The organism is Sphingomonas sp. DG1-23 (assembly GCF_030730875.1).
Classification (GTDB): domain Bacteria; phylum Pseudomonadota; class Alphaproteobacteria; order Sphingomonadales; family Sphingomonadaceae; genus Sphingomonas.
The window spans coordinates 129,576-144,858 of record NZ_JAVAMA010000012.1 but is presented as its reverse complement, the minus strand read 5'-3'; the positions used below and the strand labels follow the sequence as shown (position 1 = coordinate 144,858).

Below are 15,283 nucleotides of genomic sequence, written 5' to 3'. Positions count from 1 at the left end.
GCGATGAGCGGTGCTTCCCGCGCGCAGCCCGAACTGGACGGCTGGGTCCGCCAGCACGGGCCCGCGCTTCGCAGCTATTTCGCCCGCCGCGTCAGCGAGGCCGAAGCCGACGATCTCGTCCAGGAGGTATTTTTGCGGCTGCACGCAATGCGCCGCGATACGCCGGTCGAGAATGTCGACCGCTTCATCTTCACCGTCGCGCGCAACATCCTGATCTCGCGCTATCGCTATCACAAGGCACGTCTGGCGGGCGCGCACGAGCCGCTCACCGAGGCATCCGATCCGGTTGATTCGCTGTCGCCCGAGCGTATCATGATCGGGGTCGACGAATATGAGCGCACCGTCGAGGCGATCCTCGCGCTGCCGCCCCGGGCACGTGCCGCGTTCCAGTTCCATCGGTTCGAGAAAATGACCTATCAGCAGATCGCGATCCGCATGGGCATCTCGCACGAATCGGTGAAGGAATTGATCCATCGCGCGCTGGTGCGGCTCGCCGAACGTCTGGATGTCGGGGCATGATCCGGCTGCTCCGCTCCCGTCTGGACGCCCGCCGCATGCGCGCCGCCGGCCGCCTGCTCGATCGCCATGCGCATCCGGAGGATTTGCCCGACCAGGCCGAGACCGCGCTCGACGAAGAAGCGATGCTCGAAATGGAGCGGCTCTGGGCGCTCACCGGCGCGGTTGCCGACGATCCTCGCATTCGCGCGGCAGTCGAGGATGATCTCGTGCGGTTCCAGCCGGTCTCGGCGATGCGCCGTTTCGCGCCGATTGCCGCCGCACTGGTCCTCGGCGTGACCGGCATCGCCTCGCTCACCTGGTTCGGCAACGACGGCGGGCAGCGGATCGCCGCCGCCCCGGCGCCCAGCGTCTCCACTGCGGTTGGCCAGCGCAAGCGCATGACGCTGTCCGACGCATCCAGCGTGTCGCTCGACACCGATAGCGAGATCGCCGTCCGCATGGACGAAAAGGCGCGCAACGTGATGCTCCGTCGCGGCCGCGCCTATTTCAAGGTGACCAAGGACGCGCACCGCCCCTTCATCGTTTCTGCCGGCGACAAGCGCATACGCGCCGTCGGCACTGCGTTCGAGGTCCGGATCGACAAGGGCGAGGTGATCGTCACCGTCGTCGAAGGCACGGTCGAGGTCACCGAGCGCAATCCGAAGCGCGCGATCGCGAACGCCGCGCGGATCGGCGCGGGGACCCAGCTCGTCACGCTGCCCCACAATGACTGGTCGATCCGTCAGATCGACGCCGGGCAATCGACCACCTGGCTCACCGGCCGGCTGTCCTTCGTCGACGAGCCGCTCGCCAAGGCAGTCGACGAGATGAACCGCTATTCGAGCCAGAAGCTGGCCTTCCGCGACGGCCACGCCCCCGACGAGCGCATCCTCGGCGTCTTCCGCGCCGGCGACACGTTGGGGCTCGCCCAGGCGATCGAGCTCAACGGCTTCGCCCATATCGTCGAGGTCACCCCCGAACGCATCCTCGTCGAGGCCGAATAGCTCAACGCAGCGGCAGATGCGGCTGAAGCGCCATCAGGAAGGCGCGACCGTCGCCATGCGTCCGCAACCGCGCGCGGGCCGCATGGGTCTCGGCCGCGGTCAGCGGACGGCCCGCGGCAATCCCTGAGGCACCGAGCAGCACGCTCTGCTGGACGCTGTTGAGCGGTTCGCTGTCGTCGGGCTCGGGGATCACCGCCAGACTGGCCGGCGGCGTCGGCAGCGTCGGCCAGCTTTGCGCCTCGGTCTCGCTCAGCACGAAAGCGAGGTTGGGCGCGGCGGCGATCCGCGGACTGGGCAGGTTCGCGGCGAACGCGCCGGACAGCCCCTGCCAGTCGCGCAACGTCGCGAGCACGCTGGTATGATCGAGCGGCACCGCGGTATTGCTGCGGAACACCGTTCCCGGGGTCACCCATGACGATACGATGATCGCCGGCACGCGCACCCCGAACCGGTCGAAGGTGAAGTTCTCGCTCGACGAGACCGCTCCCGGCGCGGGCGGCTGCGCTCCCGAGGGCGGCTCGACATGGTCGTACGTCCCGCCATGTTCGTCGAACAGGACGATGAACAGGATATTGTCGCGATACGGGCTCTGCTGGATCGCAGTGTAGATCGTCGCGAGGAATTGCTCGCCGGGGCGCACGTCGTGCGGCGGATGATAGCTCTCGTCGTTTCCGATCACGCCGAAATTGGGCTCGACGAAGCTGAACGCCGGCAATTTCTGGTTGGCCGGTGCACCCGTCGGCTGCGCGCACGCCGCCTGGAATTCGCTGATCCCGCTGAAATTGGTCTTGTTGCCGAGATATTGTCCCAGGAACATCGTCTTGGTCAGCGATTGCAGCGTGCCGTCGTTATAGACCATCCATGACAGATTGTTCGCGCCGAACACGTCGAACACGGTGGTGATGTCCCACGGCAGATAATTGTTGTTGATGTTGCCGTCCGAAGAACCGGTCTGCACGAAGCCGCGATTGGGCCAGGTCTGGCTGGGCACCGAGCAGAACCATGCATCGGACACCGCGAACGAGGTCGCCAGCGTGCTGATGATCGGCAACTGGGCGACGCTGTAGCATTGCATGATCTGCTCGGCCGGCGTGCCCGTCTGCTGGGTGACATAGTCGGTCAGGAAGCCGCCCATATCGTTCGAGATCTGGGTGGTGACGTGGTCGAATTCCTCGCCCGGATCGGGGCTGGGCACGAACCATTCGCTGATCGTCGTACTGCCTTCGGCCCAGTCGGTGGTGCCGTTGCTGACATAGACCGGCTGGCCGTTGTTGACGCTCGGGTCGGTATTCGAAAGCGAACTGTTCAGCCCGTCATAGGTCGGCGACGAGCCCGCCGGCAGCACCTGCGCGGGCGTGGTGCCCGAGGGATAGATCCAGCCGAGCAGATTATCCAGCGAGCGGTTCTCCATCATCAGCACGACGACATGATCGATCTGCGGCAGGATCGTGTCCTGCAGCTGCGAGACCGCGAACACCACGTCGTTATAGCTGCCGTCCGAGACATAGCTGGCAGTGACGTTGTAGGTCAGCCCGTCGCTGGCGACGAACTTGAGCTGCGTGTCGTTCGCCTGCCACCCGGTGCCGTTGCCGTTCGCAACGATCTGTGCGGTGATGTCGCTGCTCGCGAAGGTGCCGACGAGCTGGATCTGCAGCAGCACCGGCGAGCCGCCGATCGTGACCGTCGAGGTGACCGTCCACGTATCGTGATCGGTGATGCCCTCGTTGCGATCGATCCAGTAGAGTTCGGTCTGGCCGCCGCCTGTGGGAAGACTGGTGCTGCCGCTCGGCGCGGACCAATAGTCACTGCTCAGCCCCGGCGAGATCTGGGTCGAGGCCGAGAGGCCGTCCGACAGATCGTTGGCGACATACACGTTGGTGGGCATGGCGAAATCCTCCCTTGGCGCGCGCGATCAGATCGAGATCAGCGAATAGGTGACGTCGTCGTACGAGCCGTTGAGGAAGAAGGTGCCGTTGATCTGGTAATTGGCTCCGTCGCCGCCACTGAACTCGACCGATGTATTGTCTTCGCTCCAGCCGCTGTCGTGCGTCCCCGCGACGATGCGGATCTTGATGTCGCTGCTCACCGCCGTGCCGGTCAGCGATTCCAGCAGCTGGATCTGGACGCCGTCGAAAGTGAAGCTGGTGGTGAATACCCAGGTGTCGCCGTCGGTGATCCCGATGTCGCGGTCCATCCACAGGATCGCGGTTTTCTGATTACCCGGCGCGGTATCGGTATCGATCCCCCAATAGCTGTCGCTCAGCGCTGGCGTGACCGACGTATTCACCGACAACGATGTGTCGGTTCCGTTCTGGATATTGACATTGGTCGGCATGAAACCCTCTCCTGGCAAGATGGCGAACACCCAGATCGATAACTACCGATAGCGGCCAGTCGCGGCCGAAACATAGCTGCACGAAACAACCCCCGCCCGTCGACCGACGGAGCCTTCACAAGGAGCCAATACACTAAATTTCAGGTACGAACCTAAGACGGTCGATATCCAATAGATATAATCTAACTTCAACCGCGCCGATTCGCAACTGCAATTATAACTCATTCCTGATCATCGAATATTATTAGCGTATATTCCAAATTAACTCGTTGCGCATTATTATTTGTTTAAGCCGCAAGTGTTCGGCCTAGCCCGGTTATTTCGAAGAGATTCGACATCTCGACAGACTTGAGAGTGTGCAATTGCGGACGCGCGCCGGGCGGGCACGTTAGAAAACCCGACGCGATCGCAAGCGACCGCACCGGGCGTGAGTGAGGATTAACCGACGCCGGGCCGCCGCTGTCAGCCGCGCCCGGGATCAGCGCTGGAATCTGGACTTAATTATCGTCATCCCGGAAGCCGGTTTTCTTCAAATCTTTGATTTGATAGAAAATCGAGCTGTCCGGGATCCACCGTGCGGCAAGCATCCAGCGGCGCGGTCGATCCCGGACTGCAAGGCTTTCCAGCGTAAAACCTGCGGTTTCCCGGAAGCCTGACATCCGGGACGACCAGATAGGGCTATCGGGTACAGACTCTAGATCGCGCCGGCCTTGATCTGCTTGACGGCATGGTCCGCGGCGCGCGCGGTGAGCGCCATGAAGGTCAGCGACGGATTGACGCACGAGATCGATGCCATCTGGGCGCCGTCGGTGACGTACAGATTGGCGGCATCATGCGCCTGGCTCCATTTGTTGAGCACCGACTGGCGCGGATCCATGGCCATGCGCGCGCCGCCCATTTCGTGGATGGCATCGCCGGGCACGTGCTCGCTGCGCTCGCTGGTGACGTTGAGCAGGCCGGCCTTGCGCAGCATCGCCTCGCCTTCTTTCCGCGCGTCGTCCATCATGCGGATCTCGTTCTCGCGGAACGTGACGTCGAAGCGCATCAGCGGGATGCCGAACCGGTCGACCTTGTCGGCGTGCAGGCTGACGCGATTGTCCTCATAGGGCAGGCATTCGCCGAACGCGCCCATGCCGAACTTCCAGCCGCCATATTGCCGCATGCCCTGCTTCATCGATGCGCCGAAGCCCTGCGGCTTGGCCGGATCGCGCCGCGCGCTGCCCTGATAGCCATAGCCGCGGCGGAAGCCGATCCCTTCCTCGCCACCGACGTTGCGGAAGCGCGGAATGTAGACCCCGCCCGGCCGCCGGCCATATTCGATATATTCGGTCATCCCCGGAATCTCGCCCGAGATGCCGACGCGGAAGATGTGATCCATCACGTAACGGCCGAGCGTGCCGCTATTGTCGAAATGGCTCTTGCCGGTGCCTGGGATCCGCGAGTTCATCAGGATCTGGGTCGACGCCATCGCCGAGGCGCAGAGGAACACCAGCCGCGCGGGGATCACTTCGGCCTGCTTGGTCTTGGTGTCGACCACCCGGACCCCGGTGACCTTCTTGGTCTTGGGGTCATATTCGAGGTTCGACACCACCGCGTCCGAGCGCAGAGTCAGCCGGCCGGTGGCACGCGCCGCCGGCAGGGTGACTGCCTGGGTCGAGAAATAGGCGCCGAACGAGCAGCCGCGTCCGCACTGGTTGCGGAACTGGCATTTGCTGCGACCCTGCGCTTCCTTGTCCTCGGTCATGTTGGACAGGCGGGTGTTGATCAGCTTGCGCCCCGGCGACGTCGCCTCGAGCCGCTCCTTGACCCATTTCTCGGCGATGTTCATCTGCATCGGCGGCTGGAACGCGCTGTCCGGCAGTTGGGGCAGATTCTCGCGTGAGCCCGACACGCCGATATATTTCTCGACATAGTCGTACCACGGCGCGAGATCCTCGTAGCGGATCGGCCAGTCGATCCCGACATTCTCGCGCTTGTTGGCCTCGAAATCCTCCGGCGACCAGCGGAAGCTCCAGCGCCCCCAGATCAGCGACTTGCCGCCGACCGCGCCGGGACGGATCCAGTAGAACTTTTCGCCCTCGTCGTACGCATACGGGTTGAGCCGGTCGTTATTGTAGAATTTCTGGTTCGACGGCGAGACATAGCCGTGCTTGGCGATGAAATAATCGCTCTCGACCAATGCCTTGGGCATCATGTCGCGCGCGGGAATCTCATATGCCGGCTTGCCGTCATAATCGTAATTCTCGCCATGCTCGACCATCACCCCGCGGTCGAGCATCAGGACCTTGAGGCCCTTCTCGGTCAATTCCTTCGCCGCCCATCCGCCGCTCACTCCGGAGCCGATGACGATCGCATCGAATTTTTCAGCCATCACTAAATCCTCGAAAACGGGTTACGCGCGCAGACGGCTGAGCGTCGCGAAGCTGGTCTGGATGTCGGGCAGATAGGGCGCCGGAGATTGATCGTTCTCGACATAGAAATGCTGCACGCCCGCAGTCTGGTTGAGCGTGAAGATGTCCGCGAAATCGACCACGCCCTTGCCGACGCTGGTCATCTTGCCCTCGGCGGTGCGATCCTTGACGTGATAGGCGTAGATCCGACCCGGCAGCCGCCTGATCAGCGCCTTGGGATCCTCGCCCGCGGCGATCGCCCAGAACAGGTCGAGCTCGAGCTTGACCAGCGCCGGATCGGCATCGGCGATCAGCGTGTCGTACAGGCTGGTGCCGCCCGGCTTCACGGTGAACTCGAAATCGTGATTGTGATAGGCGAAGCCGATGCCCTGCTTCCTGAGCCGCTCGGCATAGCGATTGAAATTGGCCACCGCGGCCTTCCAGCCCTCGGCGGTGCGGTGCGCGTCGACCATGTACGGCACGACGAGCGTGTCGGCGCCCAGCGCCTTGGTCATCTTCACCGTGCCGTCGAAATCGGCGAGGAGCGCCTCGTAGCCGACGTGGATCGAGGGCGATTTCAGCCCCAGCCGGTCCATCGTCTTGCGGAGCGCGGCATGATCCATCTTGTCATAGCCGCCGCCGCCATATTCGACTTCGCGATAGCCGATCGCCGCCACTTTCTCGAGCGTGCCCATCGGATCGGGCGCGAACAGCTCGCGCACGGTATAGAGCTGGATGCCGATCGGTTTCGCCTTGAAGGCGCGCGCCATCGCCGGGCCCGCCGCGAGCGTCGTCGCCAGCGCCGCGCCGCCCGCCATCCATTGCCGTCTGCTGATCATCATGACGAGAACACCTTGTTGACTTGGGAATAGGGATAGGCGCCGTCATACCGGCCGGGCACCGGCAGATATTCGCGCTCCTGGGTGATGCCGACCTCCGACGTGAAATAGCCGGTGATCACGAGCTGGCGGAACTTCTCGAAAAAGTCTTTGCCGCCGGGCAATTTGTCTTCCATCGCCAGCGTCAGCAGCGCGTCCTGCTGCGCCGGCGTCGCCTTGTCGCCGGCAACCTTGTACTCGGCCTGGCTGCGCGCCTCGATCGCGTCGAGCCCGGCGAGAATCGGCTTGCGATCGTCGGGCGAGGCCCAGTCGGCGAGCAATTTCTCGATGAAGGCGGGCACGCCGGCGGTGATCGCGCCCGGCGTGTCGGTGGTCGGCATCACCCGCTCGCTGAGCGCGGTCATCAACGCGCGCTGCGGCGCCGTGAACACCGGCGCGCTCGGCGGCCCGCTGCTGATCGGGGTCACCTGCGCCGCCGCCGCACGCGCGATCGGCGCGAACAGCGAGGCGCCGAACATTGCGGCCATTCCGGCCAAAGCGTCTCTGCGATCGATGATCATTTTACACTGCCCTCGAAGTCGTAGCTCGCCGCCGTGTCAGGCAGCGGGCGCACCCAGATGTTACGGAATGAAACCGGTGAATTATGGTCCTGGAGCTGGATCGGCGCGGCATCGCCATGCGCCTGGTAGGTGCCCAGCTTGCGCCAGATCGTCCCGCCCAGCCATGGCTGACGGTTCTGCACCAGCACGCCATTCAGGAACGCGGTGATATAGGCCGGGCGCGACAACTTGCCGTCGGGGCCGAAATGCGGGCGCTCGAACACCACGTCATAGCTCTGCCACTCGCCGGGCTTGCGCGAGGCGTTCACCTGCGGCGGCTTCCAGCCATAGATCGCTCCGACGGTGCCGTCGGCATAGGTCGGGTTCTGATAGCCGTCGAGGATCTGGATCTCGTAGCGCTGCATGAACCAGATGCCGCTATTGCCGCGATCCTGCGAGGTCCTGGTCGGCGGGCTGGGCGAGCGGAATTCGAGGTGGAGCTGGACGTCGCCGAAGCTCGCCTTGCTGACCAACGCATTCTCGCCGCCACCTCCGGCGCGCGGCACCGAGGTGGCCGCGCCGTTCTCGACCTTCCAAGGTGTGGTCTGGGTCTGCCATGCATCGAGCGACTTGCCGTCGAACAGCACCACTGCATCTGAAGGCGCCCCGCCCGGTACCGCGGCCGGCGTCACCACCGTCGGATAGGGCCGGTCGGCATCATGGACCTTCCACTTGCCGTCGGGCAGGGTCGGCGTGTCGGTGAAGCCGGGCCTCTCCTGCGCCGTTGCGGGGCCTCCCGCGGTGAGGACCGCTGCGATGGCGGCGGCCCAGGCGATACGCTTCACTGCTTCCTCCGTCATGCCGCGTCGATTGCGCGATAGGCGGCGATCAGCCGCTCCTCGCCCGCGCGCCCGTCGGTCGAATTGCCGTGCTCCATCCCGATCACCCCGGCGAACTTCTTCGCGCGCAGCCAGCGGACGACGTTCCGATAGTTGATCTCGCCGGTTCCCGGCTCCTTGCGCCCGGGATTGTCGCCGAACTGGATATAGCCGATCTCATCCCAGCAGGTTGTGAGCGTATTAATCAGATTCCCAGCCTGAATCTGCTCATGATACAGATCTGCGAGCACCTTCACCGCGGCACTATTGACACCTTTGGCGACGGCGAAACCCTGCGGGATGGTCTGCAGGAACACGCCGGGATGATTCACGATCGTGTTGAGCGGCTCCATCACCATCACCAGGCCGTGCGGCGCGACGATATCGGCGGCGCGGCGCATCGTGTCGATGATCCGCCCGGTCTGGATCTCGACCGGCAGCTTGCGGTCCAGAAACCCGGTGACCACCGTCATCCATTTGGCATTGAGGCGCTTGGCGACCTCGATCGACGCGCGGATGTCGGCAAGGAACGCCTCGCGCTCGGCATCGTCATTGCCGCCCAGCAGCGGGCGGAACTCGGCCCATTTGGGCATGCTGGCGACGAACACGCCCATCGTCATGTTCCGCTGCTGAAGCAAGCGCGCCATCGCCGTCTGCTCGGCGACGGTGCGGCCGGCCGCCTCATTGTCTTCCCACGCGGTGAAGCCCTGATCCGCGGCATAGGCGATCTGCTCGAGCCGGTTGCCGCGGCTCGCGAAGCTGCCCTCGTGCGGCGCGAAGCCGAGCGAGAAGCGCGCCGCGTTCTGCGTCGCCGCCGCGCGACCCATCGCCGCAGCGCCGGCCGTCACGGCGCTCGCAGCCAATACCGATCGCCGGCTCAGCCTCATGCAGCCTCACCCGCGAGCGCCGCACGCGACTTGCCGCGCTCGCGCAGCCAGATGAAGCCGAACACCGCGAGCAGCACCACCGGCAGGATCGCCAGTCGCTGGAACGACACCGACGCCGCGGCATCCTCGACCGCCAGCTTCGCGGCCCCGGCCAGTTGCGCAAACGCTTCCGGGCCGCCGGCGAATTCGATCTTGGCCTTGTCGAACATCCCGCCGAGCAAAGGCAGCACGAAGAAGCTGGCGAGCGCGCCCGCCGAGCCGACCAGTCCCATCGCCCAGGATCCGCCGCGCGGATAGCGTTCGGCGACCGAAGCGAGCATCGTCGGCCACATCACGCAGACGCCGAGGCCCCACACCGTCGCCGCGAGGATCGCGGTTACCGGCGACTGCGCCTGGCTCAGCATGAACAGCCCGACCGCAGCCAGCAGGCTCGATACCCAGAGCAGGCCGGGATTGGAGATCTTGTTGGCCAGCCGCCCTGCGAAATGGCGGAACACGAACATCAGCGCGTTGACGTATACCAGCAGCAAGATGCCGCGCATGCCCACCCGGTTGGAGAGCGCGACGTCGATCCACTGGCCCGGCGCCAGCTCGGATGCGGCAGTGAGGAACATCGCGCCGAACCAGATGAAGAAGCTCGGCCGGCGGAACACCTCGCTCACCATCGCGCCGAAGCTGACGCCGCTCTCGCTGCGCAGCGGCGGCGGGAAGGTCGTTGTCGCGGCGATCGCCACGGTCGCGACTGCGGGGAGAATCACCAGCGCCATGATGCCCTGCCAGGGCAAGGTCGCCGACAGGAAGAAACCGATCAGCCCGCCGACGATGATCCCGCCCGGAAACCAGGCGTGAAGCACGTTGAGCCGATGGGTGGTGTCCTCGGGGTAGAGCTGCGCGGTCAGCGGGTTGATCGCCGCTTCGGTCAATCCCCAGCCGATCCCGCTGAGCAGCATGCCCAGCCAGACGATCGTGTAGACGGTCATGCCGGTGGCGAGATTGCCCGCAGTGACGATCAGCAACGGGCCGAAGATGAAGCACAAGCCGGCACCGAGCAGGCAGCGCTTCATGCCGATCTGATCGAGCAATGCGCTTGCGACGAACAAGGTGATCGCGAAGCTGAGGAATGCTGCGCCCAGCGCCGCGGCGAGCAGCTCACCCGCCTGCAACGGCGCGATCGGATCGATCCATTCGGCCTTGAGCCCGCTTGCGATCGCGCCGCGGATCGCGAGGCTCGACGCAGCGGTGAACAGCGCGAGCACGCCCAGCCAGAACAGCCGTCCCTTGTTCAGTGTCGTCGTCATCGGCGCTCCCCTCCCCGTTTATTATCAGCTCAGTCCCAGCAGCGCCCGATTGAGTCCCGGATCGCTGCCCCCGGCGAAATCGTCGAATGCCTTGTCCGCCCTGCGGATCATGTGCGCCTCGATGAACGGCGCGCCTTCGCGGGCGCCGTCTTCGGGATGCTTGAGGCAGCATTCCCATTCCAGCACCGCCCAGCCGGAATAGCCATATTGCGTAAGCTTCGAGAAGATCCCGCCGAAATCGACCTGCCCGTCGCCCAGCGAGCGGAAGCGGCCGGGGCGATCGACCCAGTCCTGGAACCCGCCATAGACTCCGGAACGCCCGGTAGGATTGAGCTCGGCATCCTTGACGTGGAACATCCGGATCCGCTCGTGATAGATGTCGATGAATGCCAGATAATCGAGCGACTGCAGCACATAGTGGCTCGGGTCGTAGAGGATGTTGGCGCGCGGATGATTGTCGACGCCGGCAAGGAACCGCTCGAAGGTCACCCCGTCGTGCAGATCCTCGCCCGGATGGATCTCGTAAGCGACGTCGACGCCCTGCGCGTCGAACGCGTCGAGGATCGGGCGCCAGCGCTTCGCCAGTTCGCCGAACGCCTCTTCGACCAGACCGGCGGGCCGCTGCGGCCACGGATAGAGATAGGGCCAAGCGAGCGCGCCAGAGAAGGTCGCGTGCGCGTTCAGCCCGAGCCGCCGGCTCGCTTTGGCGGCGAGATGAAGTTGCTCGACCGCCCATTTCTGGCGCTCGGCCGGCTTGCCCTTGAGCGCGTCGGGCGCGAAGGCATCGAACGCGACGTCATAGGCCGGATGCACTGCGACCAACTGGCCCTGAAGATGCGTCGACAGCTCGGTGATCTCGACCCCGGCCTCGCGGCACGTCCCGGCGAGCTCGTCGCAATAATCCTGGCTCTCGGCCGCCTTGGCGAGATCGATGCAGCGGCTGTCCCAGGTGGGAATCTGGACGCCGACATAGCCTGCATCGGCCATCCAGCGCGCCGCCGAGGGCAGCGTGTCGAACGGCGCGGCGTCGCTCATGAACTGCGCGAGGAAAACCGCCGGACCCTTCATGCCGCCCCTCCCCATGATGCGAAGTTCATTTCGACGTTTCGGCTTTCAGATACGCGATCAGCGCGGCGCGCTTGACCGGATCGGTCACCTTGATCACCATGCGAGTGCCCGGCACCTTCTGGGTCGGCGCCGCGAGATATTGGTCGAGAGTCTGTGCGTTCCAGACGAGTTTCGATGCCTTGAGCGCCGGACTGTAGCTGAATCCGGGGGCCGACCCCGCCTTGCGGCCGAACAGACCGTGGAGATTGGGCCCGATGCCGTTCTTGCCGCCGGCCGGAAGCGTGTGACAGGCGCGGCATGCCGCGAATGCCGCCGCGCCTTGATCGACTACGGGTGGCGCGCCAATGGCCGGCAACGCTGTCAATGTATACGCGCACAATATTGCCCCGGCGGGCACAAGCGCGATCAGAGATTTCATTATCCTCTCCGGTCTGGCAACGATCGGTGCCGCCATCTAAGCGGTTGCCGATGCCGCGCGCAACCATTTATCAGACATAAATCGACAGACGGAGACGCCGATGCAGACGAGCACGCAGCCCAAAATACGCTACGGCATGGTGGGTGGCGGCGAAGGCGCGTTCATCGGCGCGGTTCACCGCATGGCCGCCGCGCTCGATGGCGGCTATCAACTGGTCTGCGGCGCGTTCAGCAGCGATGCCGAGCGCAACCGCCGCAGCGCCGCCGGGCTGGGCCTCGATTCCGCGCGCGCTTACCCAACTCTCGACGCGTTGCTCGCGGCCGAAGCGACACTCCCCGAGGACCAGCGCATGCAGGTGCTCGCAATCGTCACGCCGAATCATCTCCACGCGCCTGCGGCGATCGCCGCGCTCGATGCCGGCTTTCACGTCATGTCCGAAAAGCCGATGGCGCTCGACCTCGCCGAATCGCTTGCCATCGAGGCGGCGATTGCGCGCAGCGGCAAGCTCTACGGCCTCACCTTCACCTATAGCGGCTACCCCTTGGTCGAAGAGGCACGGGTGCGCGTCGCGCGCGGCGATCTCGGCGCGATCCGTCTCGTGCAGGTCGAATATTCGCAGGGCTGGCTCAGCCAACCCATCGACCGGGACGGACAGAAACAGGCCGAATGGCGCACCGATCCAGCCCGCGCAGGACTTGGCGGCTGCCTCGGCGACATCGGCACTCATGCCTTCCAGCTCGTCGAGCATGTCTCGGGGCTGACGGTGGAGGAACTCAGCGCCGAGCTGACCACGCACGTGCCGGGCCGCCGCCTCGACGACGATGTCGCTGCATTGCTGCGGCTGGAGGGCGGTGCGCGCGGCGTGCTCAAGGCGAGCCAGATCGCCGCGGGGGACGAGAACGGTCTCCGCCTGCGCATCCATGGCGAAAAAGGCGGGCTCGACTGGTCGCAGATGGAGCCCAACACGCTGACCCTGCGCTGGCTCGACCGGCCCGCCGAGATCGTCCGCGCTGGCGGGCCCGGCCTCGATCCCCTGACGACCGCGCGGCTGCGCACCCCGGCCGGCCATCCCGAAGGCTATATCGAGGCGTTCGCCAATCTGTACCGCAGCTTCGGCCGTGCGGTGCGGGCAGGCGCAACCGCCCCGCCGCCACGCGGCACCGCCGACTGGTTCCCCGGCATTACCGACGGACTACGGACGATGACCTTCGTCGAGGCGATGATCGCGAACAGCGCGGGCGACGCGAAATGGACTTCGCTCGCCGGCATACTCGCCGCGCGCCGCGCATAGCATCTATCGAAGCAGCGCCGCGATTTGCTCTTCGGCAATCGCGCGCGCCGTTTCGGAATCGAGAACCGCCGGCGACAGGCAGAGCTCGAGCCATAATCCGTCGACCAGTGCGGTGACTGCGATCGCCGCGGATCGCCGCGCCGCCGGCGCCAGCCCGCACGCCGCCAGCAATTGCTCCAGCTCCGCCCGGTAGCGTGCATATTGCTCGTCGTGGAGCGCGGCGATTTGCGGCCGGGCAATCACCAGCCCCCAGAAAGCCGTCCACGTCGCGAGCAGTGCGCGATCGGCGATCGGCGGTGTGAAGCTCGCTCCGACATAGGCGCTGAGCCGCGCACGCGGATCATCGCCCGCCGCGGCGACGGCGGCATCGAGCGCCGCCGAAACCCGTTCGCCGACATGGCCATAGGTCGCCGCGACCAGCGCATCGACGCCGCCGAAATGATGCGCGACCAACCCCGGCGAGACGCCCGCCTCCCCTGCGATCGCGCGTACCGAGGCGCCGCTCGCCCCGTCGCGTGCCAGCACGCGTGCCGTCGCCTCGATCAGCGACAGCCGGCGAGCGTCGGGTTCGGCGCGGGTAAAGGCAGGCTTGCTCATGCCCGAGGCTTATTATACGATCGTTCAACAAGCAATTGCGGAGCCGGCCATGGCGACCCTCGCCTCCCCACCGTCATCGTCCGATCCGGGTCTCGATCCCGATGCCGACTGGTCGCTGCCCGGCTGGATCTACACCGATCCCGAGTTTCTCGAGGTTGAAACCGCCCGCATCCTGCGCCCGTCATGGCAGATCCTGTGCCATCAGAGCGATCTCGCCGGGCCGGGCGACTGGCGGACGATCAGCTATCTCGGCGAGAATGTCGTCGCGCTGCGCGGGCGCGATGGCGAAATCCGCGCCTTCCACAATGTCTGTCGCCACCGTGCGATGCGGATCGTCGAGGGCGATGCCGGCTGCGCGAAGAAATTGGTCTGCCCCTATCACGCCTGGACCTATGAACTCGACGGCCGCCTCTCGGGCGTGCCGATGCGGCGCGACTACCCGGCGCTCGACATGGAGGCGAGCGGGCTGGTCCCGGTCGAGGTGTCGATCTGGCGCGGCTTCGTGTTCGTCCGGCTGGAAGATGACGGCGGTCCCTCTCCCGCCGAGATGCTGGCGCCCTATGACGCCGAAATCGCGCCCTATCGCTTCGAGGACATGCGCCGGATCGGCGACGTCCGCAGCCGCGATCGCGCAGTCAACTGGAAGAATGTCGGCGACAATTACTCCGACAACCTCCACATCCCGGTCGCGCATGACGGGCTGACCCGATTGTTCGGCAAATCCTATGCGATCGAGGCATCGGGCTGGGTCGACAAGATGTCGGGCTACCTGGTCGATCGCCCCTCGGCCAATCCGTGGGAGGCATTCTACCAGCGCCATCTGCCGCGCGTCGATCACTTGCCCAAGGCGAATCAGCGACTTTGGCTCTATTACAAGCTCTGGCCGAACATGGCGTTCGACATCTACGCCGATCAGATCGACTTCATGCAATGGCTGCCGACCTCGCCCACCACCTGCGTCCTGCGCGAGATGGCGTTCGCGCTGCCCGACGACCGCCGCGAGATGAAGCTCGTCCGGTACGCCAACTGGCGGATTAACCGCGTGGTCAATGCCGAGGACACCTGGCTGATCGAGCGTGTCCAGCAGGGCATGGCCTCGTCGAGCTATACCGCCGGGCCGATCGGCGCGAGCGAGGTCTGCCTGCGCAGCTTCGCGGCCAAGGTCCGCGCGATCATCCCCGAGGCAAGGCAGCACCGCGCGCCGGCCCCGGGTTGGTCGCGCCGTCCGCACAGCGTTTGAT

Annotated in this window: 15 protein-coding genes; 4 read left to right on the top strand and 11 right to left on the bottom strand. The window is 65.2% G+C overall.

The window, feature by feature from the left end; translation table 11 throughout:
• Positions 1 to 3 precede the first annotated feature (3 nt).
• The gene (locus tag Q9Q95_RS18025; protein WP_306098537.1) at positions 4 to 519 is read left to right on the top strand and encodes an RNA polymerase sigma factor; all 516 of its coding nucleotides are present in this window, start codon (positions 4 to 6) and stop codon (positions 517 to 519) included.
• Positions 516 to 1,502, top strand: coding sequence for a FecR family protein (locus Q9Q95_RS18020; protein ID WP_306098536.1), 987 nt, complete (start codon positions 516 to 518; stop codon positions 1,500 to 1,502). Before Q9Q95_RS18025 ends, Q9Q95_RS18020 begins: the two co-directional genes overlap by 4 nt.
• A gap of 1 nt (position 1,503) precedes the next feature.
• Here the strand turns inward: Q9Q95_RS18020 and Q9Q95_RS18015 are convergent, their stop codons facing one another.
• The 10 genes from Q9Q95_RS18015 to Q9Q95_RS17970 all read right to left on the bottom strand — a co-directional run bounded on the left by Q9Q95_RS18015 (position 1,504) and on the right by Q9Q95_RS17970 (position 12,154).
• Positions 1,504 to 3,387 carry an alkaline phosphatase family protein gene (locus Q9Q95_RS18015; RefSeq protein WP_306098535.1) on the bottom strand — a complete coding sequence of 628 codons (1,884 nt, stop codon included), beginning with the start codon at positions 3,385 to 3,387 and terminating at the stop codon, positions 1,504 to 1,506.
• 27 nt (positions 3,388 to 3,414) lie between these two features.
• Positions 3,415 to 3,837: a hypothetical protein gene (locus Q9Q95_RS18010; protein WP_306098534.1), complete on the bottom strand. Its 423-nt coding sequence runs from the start codon at positions 3,835 to 3,837 to the stop codon at positions 3,415 to 3,417.
• A gap of 694 nt (positions 3,838 to 4,531) precedes the next feature.
• Positions 4,532 to 6,208, bottom strand: coding sequence for a GMC family oxidoreductase (locus tag Q9Q95_RS18005; RefSeq protein ID WP_306098533.1), 1,677 nt, complete (start codon positions 6,206 to 6,208; stop codon positions 4,532 to 4,534).
• A gap of 21 nt (positions 6,209 to 6,229) precedes the next feature.
• Positions 6,230 to 7,069, bottom strand: coding sequence for a sugar phosphate isomerase/epimerase (locus Q9Q95_RS18000; RefSeq protein WP_306098532.1), 840 nt, complete (start codon positions 7,067 to 7,069; stop codon positions 6,230 to 6,232).
• Positions 7,066 to 7,623: a gluconate 2-dehydrogenase subunit 3 family protein gene (locus tag Q9Q95_RS17995; protein ID WP_371876805.1), complete on the bottom strand. Its 558-nt coding sequence runs from the start codon at positions 7,621 to 7,623 to the stop codon at positions 7,066 to 7,068. The genes Q9Q95_RS18000 and Q9Q95_RS17995 overlap by 4 nt, the downstream gene beginning before the upstream one ends.
• Positions 7,623 to 8,450, bottom strand: coding sequence for a DUF1080 domain-containing protein (locus tag Q9Q95_RS17990; protein ID WP_306098530.1), 828 nt, complete (start codon positions 8,448 to 8,450; stop codon positions 7,623 to 7,625). The genes Q9Q95_RS17995 and Q9Q95_RS17990 overlap by 1 nt, the downstream gene beginning before the upstream one ends.
• 11 nt (positions 8,451 to 8,461) lie before the next feature.
• Positions 8,462 to 9,370, bottom strand: coding sequence for a hydroxypyruvate isomerase family protein (locus Q9Q95_RS17985; protein WP_306098529.1), 909 nt, complete (start codon positions 9,368 to 9,370; stop codon positions 8,462 to 8,464).
• Positions 9,367 to 10,668 (bottom strand): sugar MFS transporter, encoded by a 1,302-nt coding sequence (locus Q9Q95_RS17980; RefSeq protein WP_306098528.1) that lies wholly within the window; start codon positions 10,666 to 10,668, stop codon positions 9,367 to 9,369. The genes Q9Q95_RS17985 and Q9Q95_RS17980 overlap by 4 nt, the downstream gene beginning before the upstream one ends.
• A 24-nt stretch (positions 10,669 to 10,692) precedes the next feature.
• Positions 10,693 to 11,736 (bottom strand): sugar phosphate isomerase/epimerase, encoded by a 1,044-nt coding sequence (locus Q9Q95_RS17975; protein ID WP_306098527.1) that lies wholly within the window; start codon positions 11,734 to 11,736, stop codon positions 10,693 to 10,695.
• Between the two features lie 25 nt (positions 11,737 to 11,761).
• Entirely contained in the window at positions 11,762 to 12,154 is a 393-nt protein-coding gene (locus Q9Q95_RS17970) for a cytochrome c family protein (protein WP_306098526.1), read from the bottom strand.
• 100 nt (positions 12,155 to 12,254) lie between these two features.
• Here Q9Q95_RS17970 and Q9Q95_RS17965 point away from each other — a divergent pair, with 100 nt between their 5' ends.
• Positions 12,255 to 13,445 (top strand): Gfo/Idh/MocA family protein, encoded by a 1,191-nt coding sequence (locus tag Q9Q95_RS17965; protein WP_306098525.1) that lies wholly within the window; start codon positions 12,255 to 12,257, stop codon positions 13,443 to 13,445.
• A gap of 3 nt (positions 13,446 to 13,448) precedes the next feature.
• Here the strand turns inward: Q9Q95_RS17965 and Q9Q95_RS17960 are convergent, their stop codons facing one another.
• Positions 13,449 to 14,042, bottom strand: a complete 594-nt coding sequence (locus Q9Q95_RS17960; RefSeq protein ID WP_306098524.1) for a TetR family transcriptional regulator C-terminal domain-containing protein — start codon at positions 14,040 to 14,042, stop codon at positions 13,449 to 13,451.
• 49 nt (positions 14,043 to 14,091) lie between these two features.
• Between Q9Q95_RS17960 and Q9Q95_RS17955 the strand changes: the two genes are divergently transcribed.
• Positions 14,092 to 15,282 (top strand): aromatic ring-hydroxylating dioxygenase subunit alpha, encoded by a 1,191-nt coding sequence (locus Q9Q95_RS17955; protein ID WP_306098523.1) that lies wholly within the window; start codon positions 14,092 to 14,094, stop codon positions 15,280 to 15,282.
• Position 15,283: the final 1 nt, after the last annotated feature.

Coding starts and splice junctions, on each gene's coding strand:
- Q9Q95_RS18015 (WP_306098535.1), bottom strand. CDS start 3,387: ATGCCCACCAACGTGTATGTCGCCAACGATCTGTCGGACGGCCTCTCG.
- Q9Q95_RS17955 (WP_306098523.1), top strand. CDS start 14,092: ATGGCGACCCTCGCCTCCCCACCGTCATCGTCCGATCCGGGTCTCGAT.
- Q9Q95_RS17985 (WP_306098529.1), bottom strand. CDS start 9,370: ATGAGGCTGAGCCGGCGATCGGTATTGGCTGCGAGCGCCGTGACGGCC.
- Q9Q95_RS17960 (WP_306098524.1), bottom strand. CDS start 14,042: ATGAGCAAGCCTGCCTTTACCCGCGCCGAACCCGACGCTCGCCGGCTG.
- Q9Q95_RS18025 (WP_306098537.1), top strand. CDS start 4: ATGAGCGGTGCTTCCCGCGCGCAGCCCGAACTGGACGGCTGGGTCCGC.
- Q9Q95_RS18020 (WP_306098536.1), top strand. CDS start 516: ATGATCCGGCTGCTCCGCTCCCGTCTGGACGCCCGCCGCATGCGCGCC.
- Q9Q95_RS18000 (WP_306098532.1), bottom strand. CDS start 7,069: ATGATGATCAGCAGACGGCAATGGATGGCGGGCGGCGCGGCGCTGGCG.
- Q9Q95_RS18010 (WP_306098534.1), bottom strand. CDS start 3,837: ATGCCGACCAATGTCAATATCCAGAACGGAACCGACACATCGTTGTCG.
- Q9Q95_RS17965 (WP_306098525.1), top strand. CDS start 12,255: ATGCAGACGAGCACGCAGCCCAAAATACGCTACGGCATGGTGGGTGGC.
- Q9Q95_RS17975 (WP_306098527.1), bottom strand. CDS start 11,736: ATGAAGGGTCCGGCGGTTTTCCTCGCGCAGTTCATGAGCGACGCCGCG.
- Q9Q95_RS17980 (WP_306098528.1), bottom strand. CDS start 10,668: ATGACGACGACACTGAACAAGGGACGGCTGTTCTGGCTGGGCGTGCTC.
- Q9Q95_RS18005 (WP_306098533.1), bottom strand. CDS start 6,208: ATGGCTGAAAAATTCGATGCGATCGTCATCGGCTCCGGAGTGAGCGGC.
- Q9Q95_RS17970 (WP_306098526.1), bottom strand. CDS start 12,154: ATGAAATCTCTGATCGCGCTTGTGCCCGCCGGGGCAATATTGTGCGCG.